This is a genomic window from Pseudaestuariivita sp. (genome assembly GCF_052825805.1).
On record NZ_JBRBVB010000003.1, the window covers coordinates 621,044 to 636,859 of the forward strand.

Here is a 15,816-nt window from a genome sequence, read left to right on the forward strand (position 1 = left end):
TCGCGCATACCGGGCGCATCATGTTCCGCTTTTTCGAGAATCTGGTCGATCCGTACACGCCTTACCGCGAGACGGACACGCCCCCACGTCGGCTTTGGCCGTTCCTGTGGGATTATGCACAGCCGTTCAAAAAGGTGTTCGCCTGGACGGCGCTGATGTCGGTGATCGTCGCGGTGATCGAGATCGCCTTGATCGGTTTGATGGGCTGGGTGGTGGACATCCTGTCTGGCGACCCCGCAACCGTGTGGGAGGAGCATGGCACGACGCTCATCGCGCTGGGCGTGTTCATCCTGATCCTGAGGCCGGCGCTGCAGGCGCTCGACGTGCTGCTCCTGAACAACACGATCCTTCCGAACTTTGGCACGCTCATCCGGTGGCGGGCGCACAAGCATGTGCTGCGCCAGTCGGTGGGCTGGTTCGAGAATGACTTTGCCGGGCGGATCGCCAACCGGATCATGCAGACCCCGCCGGCAGCGGGGGAGGCGGTGTTCCAGGTGTTCGATGCGATCACCTTTTCGATTGCCTATGTCGTCGGAGCTCTGATCCTGCTGGGTCAGGCGGATGCGCGACTGGCGATCCCGCTGGTGGCGTGGCTTGTGCTTTATGGCGGGTTGGTCGTCTGGACGGTCAAGCGTGTGGGCCCGGCCTCCGAGGCGGCCTCGAATGCGCGGAGCCAGGTCACGGGCCGCGTGGTCGACAGCTACACCAACATCCACTCGGTCAAGATGTTCGCGACGGACCAGCGCGAGCTCGATTACGCAAAGGACGCCATCGAGCACACGCGTGAGACGTTCATGGCTGAGATGCGGCTCTATACCTTCATGGATGTCGCTTTGGTGGTGCTGAACGGGATTTTGATCGTGGCGGTGGTCGGCTGGGCGCTGGCGCTCTGGATGCAGGGCGCGGCCTCGGTCGGGGCGGTGGCGGCGGCGACCGCGCTGACGCTGCGCCTCAACGCGATGACCGGGTGGATCATGTGGGCGCTCACGACGTTCTTCCGCCAGTTGGGGGTCGTGTCCGAGGGGATGGAGACGATTGCGCAGCCGATCGACCTGGTGGATGCGCCGGGGGCGCAACCTCTGAAGTTGACCGACGGCGAGATCAAGGTGGACGGTCTGACCCACCATTATGGCCGCGCGTCGGGCGGTCTCGACCAGATCGACCTGGTGATTCCGGCGGGGCAAAAGGTCGGGCTGATCGGACGCTCGGGTGCTGGGAAGTCGACCCTGGTGAAGCTGCTGCTGCGGTTTTACGACGCCGATGCGGGCCGGATCGAGATCGACGGCCAGGACATCGCATCGGTCACGCAGGACAGCCTGCGCGCGCAGATCGGGATGGTGCAGCAGGACAGCGCCTTGCTGCACCGGTCGGTGCGGGACAACATCCTCTACGGTCGCCCGGATGCCTCGGAGGAGGAGATGATTGCCGCCGCCAAACAGGCGCAGGCGCATGACTTTATTCTCGATTTGGCAGATGCTGAGGGGCGTGAGGGCTATGACGCGCAGGTGGGTGAACGCGGGGTGAAACTCTCGGGCGGGCAAAGGCAGCGCATCACCCTGGCGCGCGCGATCCTCAAGGATGCGCCGATCCTTTTGCTCGACGAGGCGACAAGCGCGCTCGACAGCGAGGTGGAGGCGCAAATCCAGACCACGCTTCAAGGGATGATGCAGGGGAAGACAGTGATTGCGATTGCGCACCGCCTGTCGACGATTGCGCACCTTGATCGCATCCTTGTCCTGGAGGACGGACGCATCGTCGAGGACGGCACCCATGACGTGCTTTTGGCGCAGGGCGGGCTATATGCCGGGTTCTGGTCTCGCCAGTCCGGCGGGTTCCTCAACACGGACACCGCTGCCGAGTGACGCTGATCGACCCTTTCAAAACCGCTGACGGACCGCCGCCGCAGACGCTGGGCGCGTTCCTGCGCTGGTGTCTGTCGGGGGCCTGGCCGGGGCTGGGTCTCGCGGCCTTGTGCTCGGCCTTGGCGGGCGGGATGGAGGCGCTGACGGCGCTGATCCTTGGCCGCGTGATCGACGGTGCGATGAGTGCGGGGCCGGAGGGCTTTTTTGCGCCTGCCAACTTGGGCCTGATCGTCGGAACCATCGTGTTCTTCATGTTGATCCGGCCTGTCGCCTCGGGCGCATCTGCGGCGACCAACGCCATGATCGTGCAGCCGAATGTGAACACGCTGGTGCTGTCGCGGCTCAACAGGTGGACGTTGGGGCAATCGGTGAACTTTTTCGACAACGACTTTGCCGGGCGGATCGCGCAAAAGCAGATGCAGTGCGCGCGCGCGGTGACCGACATCGTGGCGGAGACGATCAACGTCGTGACCTTTGCGATTGCGTCGCTGGTGGGGTCGGTGCTGCTGCTCACCGCGATCGACTGGCGCGTGACGCTGGTGTTCTGCATCTGGCTGGCTGCGTATTTCACGATGATCCGCTGGTTCATGCCGCGGGTGCGGGTGCGCTCGCGGGCGCGGGCGGCGAGCCGGGCGATGGTCTCGGGGCAGGTCGTCGACACGATCACGAATATCAAGACGGTGCAGCTTTTCGCCTCCGCCCGCCACGAGGACGGAGCGGCGCTGGGCGCGATGGCGCAGTTCCGGCGGGATGCGTTTCATTTTGGTAAGCTGAGCGCGCTTTTCCGGCTGTGCCTGATGACGCTTGCGGGGGTGCTTCCGGTGCTGCTGATCGGCGGGACGCTGATGGTCTGGCAGGCGGGTGATGCCACCGCAGGCGACATTGCGGCGGCGGGTGCGGTGGCGATCCGTATCGCGCAGATGACGGGCTGGGTGAGTTTCACGCTGATGGCGATGTACGCCAACGTCGGCGAGGCCGAAGACGGGATGAAGACGCTCACACCGCGCGACCGGGTCGAGGATGCGCCGGACGCAAGGGCTTTGGACGTGCCGCAGGGCGAGGTGCAGTTCGACGCGGTCTCATTCGGGTATGGGCGTCCGACGGGCGGTATTCAGGACATCAACCTCACGATCAAGCCGCGGGAGAAACTGGGGATCGTGGGTGCTTCGGGCGCGGGCAAAACGACGCTCGTTTCGACACTGCTTCGGCTCTATCCCACCGAAAAAGGCGTGATCCGCATCGACGGTCAGGACCTCACGCAGGTCACGCAGGAAAGCCTGCGGCAGGCCATCGGGATGGTCACGCAGGAGACGGCGATGTTCAATCGCTCGGCGCGCGAGAACATCCTCTACGGTCGACCCGACGCCTCCGAGGAGGAGATGATCGCCGCCGCCGAGCGCGCCGAGGCGCATGATTTCATCACCGGGCTCGAGGACCACCGGGGGCGCAAGGGCTATGATGCGCATCTGGGTGAACGCGGCGTGAAGCTCTCGGGCGGTCAGCGGCAACGGATTGCGCTGGCGCGGGCCATCCTCAAGGACGCGCCGATCCTTGTGCTGGACGAGGCGACGAGCGCGCTCGACAGCGAGGTGGAGGCGGCGATCCAGGACGCGCTGGGCCGTGTGATGGAGGGCAAGACGGTGCTTGCCATCGCGCACCGCCTGTCGACGATTGCGCGGATGGACCGGATCATCGTGCTGGACGCGGGGCGGATCGTGGAGGAGGGGACTCACACCGATCTGCTGGCGCGGGGCGGGCTCTACGCGCGCTACTGGCAGCGGCAGTCGGGCGGGTTCCTGGGTCTCGACCACGCGGCGGAATGACGGAAATCACCATTCAAAGGCTGGGCCATTTGGGCGACGGGATCGCTGAAGGTCCGATCTTTGCCGCGCGGACGCTGCCAGGAGAGGTGGTGACAGGCACGCTCGACGGGACGCGGCTGGAACAGCCGAAGATCGTGACGCCCTCGGAAGACCGCGTGAAGGCGCCGTGTCGGCATTACGCGTCGTGCGGCGGCTGCGCGGTGATGCACGCCTCGGACGCCTTTGTGGCCGCGTGGAAGCGGCAGATCGTCGTGGATGCGTTGGCGGCGCATCGGGTCAAGGCAGAGGTGCTGGAGACGCAGACCTCTCCTGTGCAGAGCCGTCGGCGCGCGACGTTTTCGGTGCGCCGGACCAAGGCGGGCGCTTTGGTCGGGTTTCATGGCCGGGCGAGCGAGACGGTGCTGGCGGTGCCGGAGTGCCAGCTGGTGACCCCGGGTTTGCGTGCAGCCTTTCCGGCGCTCGAGGCGCTTGGGCAGCTGCTTTGCGCGCGCAAGGGGGAGGTCGCGATGACGGTGACCGAGACGGAGAGCGGGCTTGATGTGAGCGCGGGTCCGGGCAAAGCGCTGGACGGGCCGATGCGCGCCGCGCTGGGGCAGCTGGCCGGGCAGTTCGGTTTGGCGCGGCTGACGTGTGACGGCGAGCTCGTCGCTCAGGCAGAGCCTCCGCGCCTCGCGTTTGACGGTATCGCAGTTATCCCGCCGGCGGGCGCGTTTTTGCAGGCGACCTCGCATGGGGAACAGGCGCTCCGCCGGGTGGTCATGGACCTGACGGCGGGGGCGAAGCTGATCGTGGACCTTTTTGCCGGGTGCGGGACCTTTGCGTTGCCGCTGGCGCGAATGGCCGAGGTGCATGGCGTCGAGGGCGATCGGGCAATGACCGACGCGTTGCTGGCCGGGTGGCGCGGGGCCACGGGTCTGAAACGGGTGACGGCGGAAGCGCGCGATCTGTTCCGCCGGCCTTTGATGCCGGACGAGTTGAAGGGGTTTGACGCCGCGGTGATCGACCCGCCGCGCGCGGGAGCAGAGGCGCAGGTGGCAGAGCTGGCGCGCTCGGATGTTCCGGTGATCGCGCATGTCTCCTGCAACCCGGCGACCTTTGCGCGGGATGCGGCGACGCTGATTGCGGCGGGGTTTGCGATGGGGCCGGTGCATGTGGTCGACCAGTTCCGGTGGTCGGCGCACGTGGAGGTTGTGGCCGGGTTTTCCCGGTAACACTTGCGCGCCTGCGGCGGCTTGGCCCTCGTACGGGGGTGCAAAATCGGGTAGCCTTTCGCAAAAATACAAAGGCATTCGAGGACAGGCTGATGAAGCGCAGATTTTTCCTGCTGAGCGCGGTGGCGACGTTTCTGTCGGCCTGCTCAAGCAAGTTCAAACGCTACAACGGTCCCGAGATCACGCATATCTTTGTCTACAAGGACCGGCGGCGGATGTACCTCGTCAGTGGCGAAGAGCTGGTGGCGAAATACAAGATCCGGCTGGGGTTCACCGCGCGGGGACACAAGCGGTTCGAAGGCGACGGCAAGACGCCGGAGGGGACGTATTACATCGACCGGCGCAACCCGAACTCGCTCTTTCACCTGTCGCTGGGGATTTCGTACCCGAATGCCGAGGATCGCGCCTTTGCCGAGTATCACGGGCGCTCGCCGGGGGGTGACATCTTTATCCACGGTCGGCCGAACGAGAAGGAAGACTGGAAGCGTGCGCGCAAGAACGGGCGCGATTGGACGGCGGGCTGCATCTCGGTGAAGAACAGCGAGATGGAAGAGATCTATGCGATGGTCGAGAACGGAACGCTGATCACGATTTTCCCGTGAGTCCGGGTCTCGTGAAACGGGCTACTGCAGGATCAGGACTTCGGGTGACTGCTGCAAGTCGTCCACGTCGACGAGACTCTCGCTGAAGCTCGCGCGCTCGATCGGTGCGGCGGAAATGCTGGTGCCGTCGGGGATGGCGACAGGCGCGGGGCGTTCGGTCGGGGCACCCACGCCGCCTAGGACGAGCGTCCACCAGATCTTGCCGTTGTCCTCCTGGAACCACGAAAAGCCCAAGTCGCGTGCTTGCGGCGAGAGGAGCACCTTGCGGGTGATCGGGTCCTCGGCCCAGGCGCCAAGCGTCACGAGCTCGGTCTCGTAGGTCTCGGAGATCAGCTCGCCGATGAAGGCGCCGGAATATCCGACGCGCCGTGTGCGGTCGATCGGGGAGGAGCCGTCGGAGCCAAAGTGCCAGGGGCGGTTTTGCAGCGACATGTCGCGCGCGTGGGTCGCGGCGGCGGCGGTCAGTTTGGAATCGAGGCGCACGTTGCCGAGGCCGGACGCCTGGCGGAGCGCGTTCACGCCGTCTTCCATGCGGAACTTGATCTTGGCCTCGTCGGCGCTGCGAATCTTGTAGAGCTTGGGCGAGGCCTGACCGTCCGGGGCGATTTCAGGTGTGGTCGGTTCACACGCGGCCACGGCGATCAGGGACAAAAGTGCAACAATTACGCGCATGACAAATTCTCCGGTGGCGATTCCGATTGTTCTCCAACGCACTACAATGCTGCCGTTGCAAGTCAAACCCACATCGGCGTGATTGCGCTGAATAACGCGGCTTTGATTTGCGACTGAGGCGCGCGCGCCATATTTTCGCCGCAACTCTTTCTGGTGTCAGTAGGTTAGGAGTGCATGACAATGACGGACTCTAAAATGACGATTTTGACACGGCGGCGCCTGCTTACGACGGGTGCGGCAGCCGCCTCGACACTGGCGGCTCCGGCGCTGGCGCAGACGGCGAACAACGCCTTTACCGGCACCACCGAGATGGAGGACCGCCCCAAGGACGGCGTGCGGCGCAATATCTCGAGCTTTCGGGCGCTGGACTGGCGGCCGTATTTCGACAACACCCGCAATGGCGCGATCCTCGTCGATCTCGACAGCCGGGCGCTGCATTACTGGTCCGAGGATCAGTCGATCTACAAGCTCTATCCGTCGTCGGTGCCGCTGACGGAGGACCTGACGCGGCGCGGTCGCACGCGCGTGACGCTCAAGGATCCGAGCCCCTCCTGGCGTCCGACGCCGTCGATGAAAGAGCGGAACCCCGAGTGGCCGGATTTCATCGGGCCGGGCCCGGACAATCCGCTGGGCACGCGGTCGCTGCACCTCAGCTGGACGTATTACCGCATCCACGGCACGCACGACACGCGCAAGATCGGGCGGCGCTCGTCGAACGGGTGTATCGGGCTTTACAACCAGCACATCGAAGAGCTGTACGAGATGGCCAAGGTTGGCACGCAGGTGCTGCTCATCTGAGCTTGGTTCAGGTTTATGATTTGGGAAAGGCGGGGCCGTGGGGTTGCCGCCTTTTTCTTTAAAGCGTGCGGTGAAAGCTCGGGTTCGTCTTTTCACTCACGCATAGAGAAAAGAAGTTCACGCGCCGTCCCGAGGGGTGGCGCGGCCTGACGGTGCTTGTCAGGCAGGTACTTTGATTTAGGCGGCTCTTCCTACCGCAGCCACCCCCCCACGTTTTCCTTGATGATCGAGCTCAGCGCGTGCACGTGCGCCGCGTCGTCGTTGAGACAGGGGATGTAGGTGAAGTGCTCCCCGCCCGCCTCCTCAAAGCTCTCTTTGATCTCTTCGTTGATCTCTTCGAGCGTCTCGATGCAATCGGCGGAGAAGGCGGGCGCGATCACGGCGATGTTCTTCTTTCCGTCTTCTTCGGCGAGGCGCGCGACCTCTTCGACGGTGTAGGGTTTCAGCCATTCCTCGGGGCCGAATTTCGACTGGAAGGTCGTGGTGATCTCGGTGTCCGCCCAGCCGAGCCGCTCCTTGAGGAGGCGCGTCGTCTTCTGGCACTGGCAGTGGTAGGGGTCGCCTTCCATCAGGTAGCGTTTCGGCACGCCGTGGTACGAGCAGACGAGGATGTCGGGGCGGGTTTCGGCCTCCGCATAAGCGCGCTCCACGGACTGCGCGAGCGCCTCGATATAGAGCGGGTGTTCGTAGTAGGGGTCCACAACGCGCACGGTCGGTTGCCACTTTTCCTTCATCAGCGCGCGAAAGAACTGGTCGTTGGCGGTGGCCGACGTTGCGCCCGCGTAGTGCGGATAGAGCGGGAAGAAGAGGATCTTGTGGCACCCCGCCTCCACCATCTCGCGCACCTTGGAGGGGGTCGAGGGGTTGCCGTAGCGCATGCAGAAATCGACGTGGATCTGATCGCCGTACTCGGCCTTGAGCTTGGCAGCGATGGCGGCGGTCTGGTCCTTGGTGATCGTCATCAAGGGGCTCTCGCCGGCGTCCTCGTTCCAAATGGACTTATACGCCTCGCCCGAGCTGAAGGGGCGTTTCGACAGAATCACCAGTTGCAGGAGCGGCTGCCAGAGCCACGGGCTGTAATCGATCACGCGGCGGTCGGACAGGAACTCCCCAAGGTAGCGGCGCATCGACCAATAGTCGTAATTGTCCGGCGTGCCGAGGTTGGCGAGCAGGATGCCCACCTTGGCCTGCGGCAACGCGGGGTGCGTTGCGGGCGCGTGGTTCGGGCGGGTCTCTGTTTCGTTTGGAGCGAGCACGTCTTCAGTCCCTTTGCGTAGCTTGCGCTGCATTTATCGCGTGAGACGCAAGCGTCAACGCTTGAGCGGGGTCTCGGAGGTCCCTAGCGCCTCGGCTAGACGCGTGGTTGCGGAGCCCGGGCGCAAGGGTTGCGGCTGGTCCGCGCTGGGCGCCCAGCCGGTCAGCGTGATGAGGTCATAGGTCGCGGTGATCGTGCCATCGCCCTCGCGCGGGTAGAGCGCATCCGCGCGGTCGAACACCGCCCGCCGGGTAAAGTGTCGCAGCCTGCCGTTCAGGGCGTTCCCCTCGCCCATCGCGCGCAGGTCGCGCATCAGGTGGCGGGGCGACTGGTAGCGGACCTCCATCGGAGCCGAGTCCGCGACGGGAAGTGCCAGCCCCGCCCGTTGCAGGAGCGCGCCGAGGTCGCGCACATCCCCCATCGGCAGAACGCGGGGCGAGAGCCCGCCGGTCACCTCTGTCTCGGCGGTGGCAAGTGCCGCGCGCAGCGTGCCAAGCGTCTGGCCTCCGAGGCAGATGACCAGCAGCAGCCCGTCCGGCACCAGCGCGCGGCGGCACTGGATCAGTTGACCCACCGGGTCGTTCGCCCAATGCAGTCCCATCGCGTGGATCACCAGATCATGCGCCTCGGGCGCGAGGTCGAGCGTGTCGGTGTCCGGCACGATCTGCGTGGCGCCGGCAAAACCGTCCCACACCTCGCGTGCAGGCGTCACAATTCCCGGCGCGCTGAACGATTTTTTAATGAATGACAGGCGATCCTCGGCCTCGTCCCGGGCGGCCTCGTGCAGGAACAGCCCCTTGGGGTGGACCCGCCGCGCGCGGCGCTGTGCGAGGGCGGTTCGGTCGATGAGCAATGTCTCGGTCATGGGGGGCAGATAAGCCGATGTACGCCCAGTTACAAACCGCGCTGCGGGTGCTTTATCCGCCGTCGTGCCTCGCGTGCGGGGCGGAGGTCGTCTCTGATTTCGGCCTGTGTGGTGCCTGCTGGCGGGACACGCACTTCATCGACACGCTGTCCTGCGATCTGTGCGGTATCCCCCTGCCGGGCCATTCGGGCGGGGTGGAGACCTGTGACACCTGCCTGCGGCATCCCCCGCCGTGGACGCGCGGGCGCGCCGCCGTGACCTATGAAAAGGGCGGGCGGCGGATGGTGCTGTCGCTCAAACACGGGGACCGGACCGACTTGGCGCGCCCGGCGGCGGCGTGGATGGCAGACCGACTGCAGGGTTTGGTGGACGAAGACAGCCTGCTGGTACCGGTGCCGCTGCACCGCTGGCGGCTCGCCAAACGGCGCTACAACCAGGCGGCGCTGCTGGCCAGGGCATTGGCGCGAGAGGTGGGGTGCGAGACCTGTCCCGATGCGCTGGTGCGCCTGCGTCCGACGCGCAGCCTTGGGCGGCGCTCGCGCGAGGCGCGGTTTGCCGAGCTCGCCGGCGCGATTGGCGTTCATCCTCGGCGCAAGGCGCTGCTGGAGGGGCGCCGGATCGTGCTGGTCGACGATGTTCTCGCCTCGGGCGCGACGCTTTGGGAGGCAACGCACGCTTGCCGCACCGCCGCGCCACAAGATGTGTCGATTGCCGTACTGGCGCGGGCGCTCTGGTCGTCTTAGATGTAGGAGGACCCTTGGAGAAGGACCTCGCGACATGGCTCAGAACACGGCTCAGATCGACATCTATACCTCGCCGCTTTGCGGGTTTTGCCACATGGCCAAGCGGCTTTTGACGCAAAAAGGCGCCGCGTTTACCGAGATCGACCTGTCCAAGGAGCCGGACCGCCGGGCCGAGATGGTCTCCCGCGCAAGCGGAGGTCGGACGGTGCCGCAGATCTTTGTCGGGGAGGTGCACGTGGGCGGCTGCGACGATCTGCACGCGCTCGAACGGGCAGGCAAGCTCGACGCGCTCCTGGCCGCGTGAGGACGGCCCTTCTGCAGATGACGAGCGGGGACGACCCCGCCGAGAACCTGCGCGCGGTTCAAACAATGCTTGAGACGGCAGTGCAAGACGGGGCGGGGTTCGTGGCGACGCCGGAAGTCACCAACTGCGTCTCCGCCAGCCGCTCGCACCAGACGGAGGTGCTGCGTCTGGAGGCGGAGGACAAGCCTCTGGCCGGCCTGCGGGATGCAGCAGCCCGGCACGGGGTGTGGCTGCTGATCGGCTCGCTCGCGCTCAAGACGGGGGATGCGGACGGGCGGTTTGCAAATCGGTCGTTTCTGATCGACCCCAAGGGCGAGATAACTGCACGGTACGACAAGGCGCACATGTTCGACGTGACGGTGTCGGAGGCGGAAACCTACCGCGAAAGCGCCGGATACCGCCCTGGGACGCAGGCGGTTCTGGCCGCAACGCCCTTTGCCACGCTGGGTTTGTCGATCTGTTATGACCTGCGGTTTCCGTATCTCTACCGAATGCTCGCGCAGGCCGGAGCGGAGGTGTTGACGGTGCCGTCTGCCTTTTCGCCCGTCACGGGCGCCGCGCATTGGGAGCCGCTCTTGCGCGCCCGCGCGATCGAGACGGGGTGTTACGTGATTGCGCCGGCGCAGACCGGCACGCATGCCGCCTCGCGCGGGAAGGCGCGGAAGACCTACGGGCGTGCGATGGCGGTCAGCCCGTGGGGCGAAGTGCTGGCCGATGCGGGCGATGCGCCGGGTGTGGTTTATGTCGACATCGACCGTGCCGAGGTGGCAAAGGCGCGCGCGCGCATTCCGTCGGTGCTGCAAGATGCTCCGGTGAGGCTTTCCGATGGATGATCCGGTGGACGCGCTGGCGGTCTCGCTCTTCAGCGAGATCCTGACGGTGGACCAGCTGGCGCGCCACCAGCTGTCGCGTGTGCTGCCGAAGGGGATGGAAATCTCGCACTTTTCGGTGCTGAACCATCTGGCGCGCACCAAATCCGAGAAGACGCCGGCGCAACTGGCGCAGCTGTTTCACGTCACGCGCGGGGCGATGACGAACACGATCGCCAAGCTGGAATGGGCGGGCTACGTGCACGTGCGCCCGGACTGGGATGACGCGCGGCGCAAGTGGATTTCGATCAGCCCGGCAGGCCGGAACGCGCGGGACCTAGCCTATCAGGCGATTTCGCCGACGCTGCGGGGGCTGGTGGAGGACATGGGCGCGGACGCGGTCCGCCATGCCATCCCAATCCTGCGCGCCCTGCGCGCGCGGATGGAAGAAGAGGGCTGACGGCACTGCCCACCTTACCCTGCATGGAGCATCGGCAGTAAGTGTTGGATCGTTGCGCAGTATGGTTCCGGGGGTTTGGCGGGCAGTTCGGCAGTGCCCACCTTACTATTGCAGACACCACGTGGGTCGCGGGTCTTAAGCGGAGCGTGCGATCCTTGGCCTTGTAAGGTGGGCAGTGCCGTTCTCAGGCCGGTTTGCGTGCGGCGGTCACGTAGTTCACGCTGAGGTCGCGGTCCGAGAGTGACCAGCTCCACCCCAGCGGGTTGAACACGTAGCCCTTGCGGTCGATCGGCTCCATCCCGGCGTTGCGCATCAGGTCGAAGAGCTCGTCCGGCGTGATGAACTTGGACCATTCGTGCGTCCCTTTCGGCAGCCAGCGCATCACGTATTCGGCGCCGACGATGGCCATCACGTAGGACTTGGGGTTGCGGTTGATCGTCGAGCAGAGATGCAGCCCGCCGGGTTTCAAGAGCTGCGCGCAGGCGTCGAGAAAGCTCTGCGGGCTCGCCACGTGCTCGACCACCTCCATGTTGAGCACGACGTCGAATTGCTCTCCCGCGGCGGCCATGTCCTCGGCCGTGGTGTGGCGGTAGTCGATGTCGAGGCCGGAGCGCTCGGCGTGCAGGCGGGCGACGGGGATGTTGCGCTCGGCGGCGTCCGCCCCGACCACCTCTGCGCCGAGGCGCGCCATCGGTTCACACAAGAGCCCGCCGCCGCAGCCGATGTCGAGGATGCGCAGCCCGGCAAAGGGCGCAGGGCCCGAGAGGTCGCGTCCGAACTCGGCGGCGACCTGGCTGGTGATATAGTCGAGGCGGCAGGGGTTGAGCATGTGCAGCGGCTTGAACTTGCCGTTCGGGTCCCACCATTCATCGGCCATCGCCTCGAACTTGGCGATTTCGGCGGGGTTCACGGTCGTCTCGGCGACGGTCATGGCAAATGTCCTATGGTCTTTTGCGATTTCTGACCAATATAGAGCGTTAATGGACAAATACCCGAGCCAAAAGACCGCAGGGTCCGCGTTATACCCGCCAATCGACCCGTTCGATCAGGCCATGCTCGAGGTTGGGGACGGCCACCGCATTTATGTCGAGCAATGTGGCGCGCGGGACGGGATCCCGGTCGTGGTGCTGCATGGTGGACCGGGGGGCGGATGCTCTCCGTCGATGCGGCGGTATTTCGACCCTGACGTGTACCGCGTGATCCTGTTCGACCAGCGCGGGTGCGGGCGGTCGCAGCCGCATGCGAGCGTCGCGCACAACACGACGTGGGATCTGGTGAACGACATCGAGCTGATCCGGTCCCGGCTCGGGATCGAGAAATGGGTCGTGTTCGGCGGAAGCTGGGGCGCGACGCTGTCGCTGATCTACGCGCAGACCCATCCCGAGCGCGCCACGGCGCTGGTGCTACGCGGCGTGTTCCTGATGACCCAGTCCGAGCTCGACTGGTTCTATGGTGGCGGGGCGGGGCGCTTTTTTCCGGAGACCTGGGCGCGCTTTGCCGGGATGATCCCTGCAGAAGAGCAGGGTGATCTGATCGGCGCCTATCACAAGCGGCTCTTTTCCGGGAATCTGCCCGAGGAGACGAAGTTTGCGCAGTCCTGGTCGGCCTGGGAGAACGCGCTCGCGTCGGTGCAGTCAGACGGCCAGGGCGGGCGCCCGCCGGGCCATTACGCGCGTGCATTTGCGCGGCTCGAGAACCACTATTTCACCAACAAGGGCTTTCTGCCGCGCGATGGGCATATCCTCGATCAGATGCCGCGCATCGCGCATATTCCCGGCTACATCGTGCAGGGGCGCTATGACATGATCTGCCCGCCGATCAGCGCCTACGCACTTTCCGAGGCCTGGCCGAAAGCGACCTTGCGCATGGCGCCGCTGTCCGGCCATGCCCTGTCGGAGCCGAATATCTCGCGGGCATTGGTCGAGATCATGGACGCCTTGCCGCACAAACAGGCGGTTTGATCTTTTTTGAGACCGCGCATCAGTCCAAAAGCCTGATCGGCATAAGTCCAATCCGGGCAAAACGCTTTACAGGCGGCGCCCTTTTGTGAACCGTTAGTGGTGACGGCAGCGGGGGCTTTCATCACATGAATTCGGTTCTGAAGATCATCCTTCAGAGGATCGGGCTTGGCATCTTGACGTTGTTCATCGTCTCGATCGTCATCTTCACGGCGGTAAACCTGTTGCCGGGCGACTTTGCCGAGCTGATCCTCGGGCAGGGCGCAACGCCGGAGGCTGTGGCGGCGATCCGCACAGATCTCGGCTTGGACAAGGATCCTGTCACGCGGTATTTTAGCTGGCTCTTTGGCGTGCTGCAGGGGGATCTCGGCACGCCCTTCGCGCAGGCCAACATGGCCTCCTTTGCCGGCAGCGCGACGGGCAGCGGGCTTGGCTCGGTGGCGGCGCAACTGGCGCCGCGGTTCGAGAACACGATGTTCCTGGCCGGTGTGACGGCGATGATCGCGGTGCCGCTGTCGCTGACGCTCGGCATCCTCGCGGCGCTCTACCGCAACACGGTGTTCGACCGGGCGGCGAACGTGGGGACGCTTACGAGCATCTCGAGCCCGGAGTTCTTTCTGGCCTACGTGCTGATCCTGTTTCTGGCGGTGCTGAATCCGATCTTTCCGTCGTTGTCGAACATCTTTGAGGGGATGGCGCTGGGCGAGCGGCTCGAGCGGACGATGCTGCCGGCGCTGACGCTGACGCTGGTGGTGACGGCGCATATGATGCGCATGACGCGGGCGGCGATCATCAACCTCTTGGCCTCGCCCTATATCGAGATGGCGCGGCTCAAGGGGATCAGCCCGATGCGGGTGATTGTCACGCACGCGCTGCCGAACGCGCTGGCGCCGATCATCAACGTGATCGCGCTGAACCTTGCGTATCTGATCACAGGCGTCGTCGTGGTTGAGGTCGTCTTTGTCTACCCGGGGATCGGTCAGTACTTTGTCGACAGCGTGAAAATCCGCGACATCCCGGTGGTGCAGGCGTGCTGCCTGATCTTCGCCGGGGCGTACATCCTGCTCAACCTTTTGGCGGACGTCCTGTCGATCCTGTCGAACCCGCGCCTGAGGCATCCCAAATGATGACCGTGCTGACCCTCGTTGCCGCGCTGGTGGCGTGCCTTGGCCTGGGGTGGCTCTTTCGCCTGATCGGGCAAAAGGCGACGCGCAACCGCCCCTATTTTCGCGACATGTCGCTGGGTGTTGCGTTTGGTTTTGCGCTGGGCGTTGCGATCCTCGTGTGGATCATCTGGACCTACATCTATGCGCGGTTCATCGCGGAGGATCAGGCAGCGAACAAATACTTCTTTTTCGTCGTGGCGGTGCACGGGTTCCTGATCTTTGCCGCCTCGGCCTGGTTGTTTCGCGCGCTCGGCCGGATGGTCGGCACGGCCAGCACGCGCAAGCTTTTCCGGTCGATGCCGCTGACGGCGGCCTTCGGCGTGCTGGTGATCCTGATCTATGCGATCGTCTCGATCTTTGCCGGGGTGATCGCGCCCTACGGGCAGGAAGAGATCCTGGCCAACGCCAACGTCGTGCCGGGCGGCAATCCTGCGATGGGCGGCGATCCGGCGTATCCGCTGGGGACCGATCAGATCGGGCGCGACATTCTCAGCCGTCTGATCTACGGCGCGCAGAACACGGTGGGGATTGCCTTCGCGACCACCTGTCTGGCGTTCTTTATCGGCGGCACGCTGGGCTTTCTGGCGGCGACGCTGCAGGGCTGGCTCGACCAGGTTCTGTCGCGCGGCGTGGACGTCCTGATGGCGATCCCGTCGCTGATCTTTGCGCTGCTCTTGATGACGATCGCTTCCGCATGGGCGGGGTCCGAGAAGGGGCTGCTGACGTTCTACATGGTGCTGATCATTGCGGTGATCGACTCCACGCGGGTCTACCGTCTGGCGCGCGCGGTGGGGCTGAATATCGTGGTGATGGACTACATCGAGGCGGCCAAGCTGCGCGGTGAGGGGCTGGGGTACCTGATCTTCAAGGAGATCCTGCCGAATGCCACCGCGCCGCTGCTGGCCGAGTTCGGACTGCGGTTCTGTTTCGTGTTCCTGACGATTGCCTCTCTGAGCTTCCTCGGTGTGGGGATCCAGCCGCCGCTGGCGGACTGGGGGACGATGGTGCGGGATTTGGCGCAGTTCATCAACTTTGCCGCCTTTGCGCCGCAGGTGGCGTCGGCGCCGCTGCTCGCCGCCGGTGCGATTGCGCTCCTGACGGTGGCGGTGAACTTTGTGGTGGACTGGATGCTGCACCGCTCGTCGGGGCTCAAGGAATGAGGGTGAGCAGCACAGCGCGCGCCATGCCCGACCTCGGGAGGGCGGTGGTACTCTTTGCAACGCTGCACCTCAAAGCATCATCCGTGCGACGGGCCTGCGGTTCTCGCCAGTATGCCCTCCCGGGGGGG

Annotated in this window: 16 protein-coding genes; 12 read left to right on the top strand and 4 right to left on the bottom strand. The window is 65.1% G+C overall.

Going from position 1 to position 15,816, the window contains the following annotated elements:
• Window positions 1–20: 20 nt before the first annotated feature.
• The 4 genes from ACU0B3_RS07275 (at window position 21) to ACU0B3_RS07290 (ending at window position 5,498) form a co-directional block, all read left to right on the top strand.
• Complete coding sequence (locus ACU0B3_RS07275; protein ID WP_446260156.1) at window positions 21–1,862, top strand: ABC transporter ATP-binding protein; 1,842 nt, start codon at window positions 21–23, stop codon at window positions 1,860–1,862.
• Entirely contained in the window at window positions 1,859–3,685 is a 1,827-nt protein-coding gene (locus tag ACU0B3_RS07280) for an ABC transporter ATP-binding protein (RefSeq protein ID WP_446260157.1), read from the top strand. The genes ACU0B3_RS07275 and ACU0B3_RS07280 overlap by 4 nt, the downstream gene beginning before the upstream one ends.
• Window positions 3,682–4,896: a class I SAM-dependent RNA methyltransferase gene (locus tag ACU0B3_RS07285; protein ID WP_446260158.1), complete on the top strand. Its 1,215-nt coding sequence runs from the start codon at window positions 3,682–3,684 to the stop codon at window positions 4,894–4,896. The genes ACU0B3_RS07280 and ACU0B3_RS07285 overlap by 4 nt, the downstream gene beginning before the upstream one ends.
• Window positions 4,897–4,988: 92 nt before the next feature.
• Window positions 4,989–5,498: a L,D-transpeptidase family protein gene (locus ACU0B3_RS07290; RefSeq protein ID WP_446260159.1), complete on the top strand. Its 510-nt coding sequence runs from the start codon at window positions 4,989–4,991 to the stop codon at window positions 5,496–5,498.
• 21 nt (window positions 5,499–5,519) lie between these two features.
• On the opposite strand, the gene ACU0B3_RS07295 is transcribed toward ACU0B3_RS07290, so the two are convergent.
• Window positions 5,520–6,170, bottom strand: a complete 651-nt coding sequence (locus tag ACU0B3_RS07295; protein WP_446260160.1) for a CAP domain-containing protein — start codon at window positions 6,168–6,170, stop codon at window positions 5,520–5,522.
• 195 nt (window positions 6,171–6,365) lie between these two features.
• Between ACU0B3_RS07295 and ACU0B3_RS07300 the strand changes: the two genes are divergently transcribed.
• Window positions 6,366–6,968: a L,D-transpeptidase gene (locus ACU0B3_RS07300; protein ID WP_446260161.1), complete on the top strand. Its 603-nt coding sequence runs from the start codon at window positions 6,366–6,368 to the stop codon at window positions 6,966–6,968.
• A gap of 191 nt (window positions 6,969–7,159) precedes the next feature.
• On the opposite strand, the gene hemH is transcribed toward ACU0B3_RS07300, so the two are convergent.
• Window positions 7,160–8,257 carry a ferrochelatase gene (hemH, locus tag ACU0B3_RS07305; protein ID WP_446260162.1) on the bottom strand — a complete coding sequence of 366 codons (1,098 nt, stop codon included), beginning with the start codon at window positions 8,255–8,257 and terminating at the stop codon, window positions 7,160–7,162.
• Window positions 8,258–8,278: 21 nt separating this feature from the next.
• Window positions 8,279–9,088 carry a class I SAM-dependent methyltransferase gene (locus tag ACU0B3_RS07310; RefSeq protein ID WP_446260163.1) on the bottom strand — a complete coding sequence of 270 codons (810 nt, stop codon included), beginning with the start codon at window positions 9,086–9,088 and terminating at the stop codon, window positions 8,279–8,281.
• Window positions 9,089–9,105: 17 nt separating this feature from the next.
• On the opposite strand from ACU0B3_RS07310, the gene ACU0B3_RS07315 reads away from it, so the two are divergent.
• Genes ACU0B3_RS07315 through ACU0B3_RS07330 form a run of 4 tightly spaced genes read left to right on the top strand, consistent with a single transcriptional unit; the run spans window position 9,106 to window position 11,404 of the window.
• Entirely contained in the window at window positions 9,106–9,831 is a 726-nt protein-coding gene (locus ACU0B3_RS07315) for a ComF family protein (RefSeq protein WP_446260164.1), read from the top strand.
• A gap of 34 nt (window positions 9,832–9,865) precedes the next feature.
• Window positions 9,866–10,135: a glutaredoxin 3 gene (gene grxC, locus ACU0B3_RS07320; protein ID WP_446260165.1), complete on the top strand. Its 270-nt coding sequence runs from the start codon at window positions 9,866–9,868 to the stop codon at window positions 10,133–10,135.
• Window positions 10,132–10,968, top strand: coding sequence for a carbon-nitrogen hydrolase family protein (locus ACU0B3_RS07325; protein WP_446260166.1), 837 nt, complete (start codon window positions 10,132–10,134; stop codon window positions 10,966–10,968). Before grxC ends, ACU0B3_RS07325 begins: the two co-directional genes overlap by 4 nt.
• A complete protein-coding gene (locus tag ACU0B3_RS07330; protein WP_446260167.1) occupies window positions 10,961–11,404 on the top strand; it encodes a MarR family winged helix-turn-helix transcriptional regulator in 444 nt (147 codons plus the stop codon). The genes ACU0B3_RS07325 and ACU0B3_RS07330 overlap by 8 nt, the downstream gene beginning before the upstream one ends.
• A gap of 184 nt (window positions 11,405–11,588) precedes the next feature.
• On the opposite strand, the gene ubiG is transcribed toward ACU0B3_RS07330, so the two are convergent.
• The gene (gene ubiG / locus ACU0B3_RS07335; RefSeq protein WP_446260168.1) at window positions 11,589–12,335 is read right to left on the bottom strand and encodes a bifunctional 2-polyprenyl-6-hydroxyphenol methylase/3-demethylubiquinol 3-O-methyltransferase UbiG; all 747 of its coding nucleotides are present in this window, start codon (window positions 12,333–12,335) and stop codon (window positions 11,589–11,591) included.
• A gap of 49 nt (window positions 12,336–12,384) precedes the next feature.
• Between ubiG and pip the strand changes: the two genes are divergently transcribed.
• From pip to ACU0B3_RS07350, 3 genes are all read left to right on the top strand, one after another.
• Entirely contained in the window at window positions 12,385–13,365 is a 981-nt protein-coding gene (pip, locus tag ACU0B3_RS07340; protein ID WP_446260169.1) for a prolyl aminopeptidase, read from the top strand.
• Between the two features lie 125 nt (window positions 13,366–13,490).
• Entirely contained in the window at window positions 13,491–14,489 is a 999-nt protein-coding gene (locus ACU0B3_RS07345; protein ID WP_446260170.1) for an ABC transporter permease, read from the top strand.
• A complete protein-coding gene (locus tag ACU0B3_RS07350) occupies window positions 14,489–15,688 on the top strand; it encodes an ABC transporter permease (protein WP_446260171.1) in 1,200 nt (399 codons plus the stop codon). Before ACU0B3_RS07345 ends, ACU0B3_RS07350 begins: the two co-directional genes overlap by 1 nt.
• Window positions 15,689–15,816 lie beyond the last annotated feature (128 nt).

Excerpts from the sequence above, each read along its gene's own strand:
- ACU0B3_RS07310 (WP_446260163.1), bottom strand. The coding sequence starts at position 9,088 with ATGACCGAGACATTGCTCATCGACCGAACCGCCCTCGCACAGCGCCGC.
- ACU0B3_RS07285 (WP_446260158.1), top strand. The coding sequence starts at position 3,682 with ATGACGGAAATCACCATTCAAAGGCTGGGCCATTTGGGCGACGGGATC.
- ACU0B3_RS07275 (WP_446260156.1), top strand. The coding sequence starts at position 21 with ATGTTCCGCTTTTTCGAGAATCTGGTCGATCCGTACACGCCTTACCGC.
- ubiG (WP_446260168.1), bottom strand. The coding sequence starts at position 12,335 with ATGACCGTCGCCGAGACGACCGTGAACCCCGCCGAAATCGCCAAGTTC.
- ACU0B3_RS07300 (WP_446260161.1), top strand. The coding sequence starts at position 6,366 with ATGACGATTTTGACACGGCGGCGCCTGCTTACGACGGGTGCGGCAGCC.
- ACU0B3_RS07315 (WP_446260164.1), top strand. The coding sequence starts at position 9,106 with ATGTACGCCCAGTTACAAACCGCGCTGCGGGTGCTTTATCCGCCGTCG.
- pip (WP_446260169.1), top strand. The coding sequence starts at position 12,385 with ATGGACAAATACCCGAGCCAAAAGACCGCAGGGTCCGCGTTATACCCG.
- hemH (WP_446260162.1), bottom strand. The coding sequence starts at position 8,257 with ATGCAGCGCAAGCTACGCAAAGGGACTGAAGACGTGCTCGCTCCAAAC.
- ACU0B3_RS07345 (WP_446260170.1), top strand. The coding sequence starts at position 13,491 with ATGAATTCGGTTCTGAAGATCATCCTTCAGAGGATCGGGCTTGGCATC.
- ACU0B3_RS07350 (WP_446260171.1), top strand. The coding sequence starts at position 14,489 with ATGACCGTGCTGACCCTCGTTGCCGCGCTGGTGGCGTGCCTTGGCCTG.
- grxC (WP_446260165.1), top strand. The coding sequence starts at position 9,866 with ATGGCTCAGAACACGGCTCAGATCGACATCTATACCTCGCCGCTTTGC.
- ACU0B3_RS07330 (WP_446260167.1), top strand. The coding sequence starts at position 10,961 with ATGGATGATCCGGTGGACGCGCTGGCGGTCTCGCTCTTCAGCGAGATC.
- ACU0B3_RS07290 (WP_446260159.1), top strand. The coding sequence starts at position 4,989 with ATGAAGCGCAGATTTTTCCTGCTGAGCGCGGTGGCGACGTTTCTGTCG.
- ACU0B3_RS07295 (WP_446260160.1), bottom strand. The coding sequence starts at position 6,170 with ATGCGCGTAATTGTTGCACTTTTGTCCCTGATCGCCGTGGCCGCGTGT.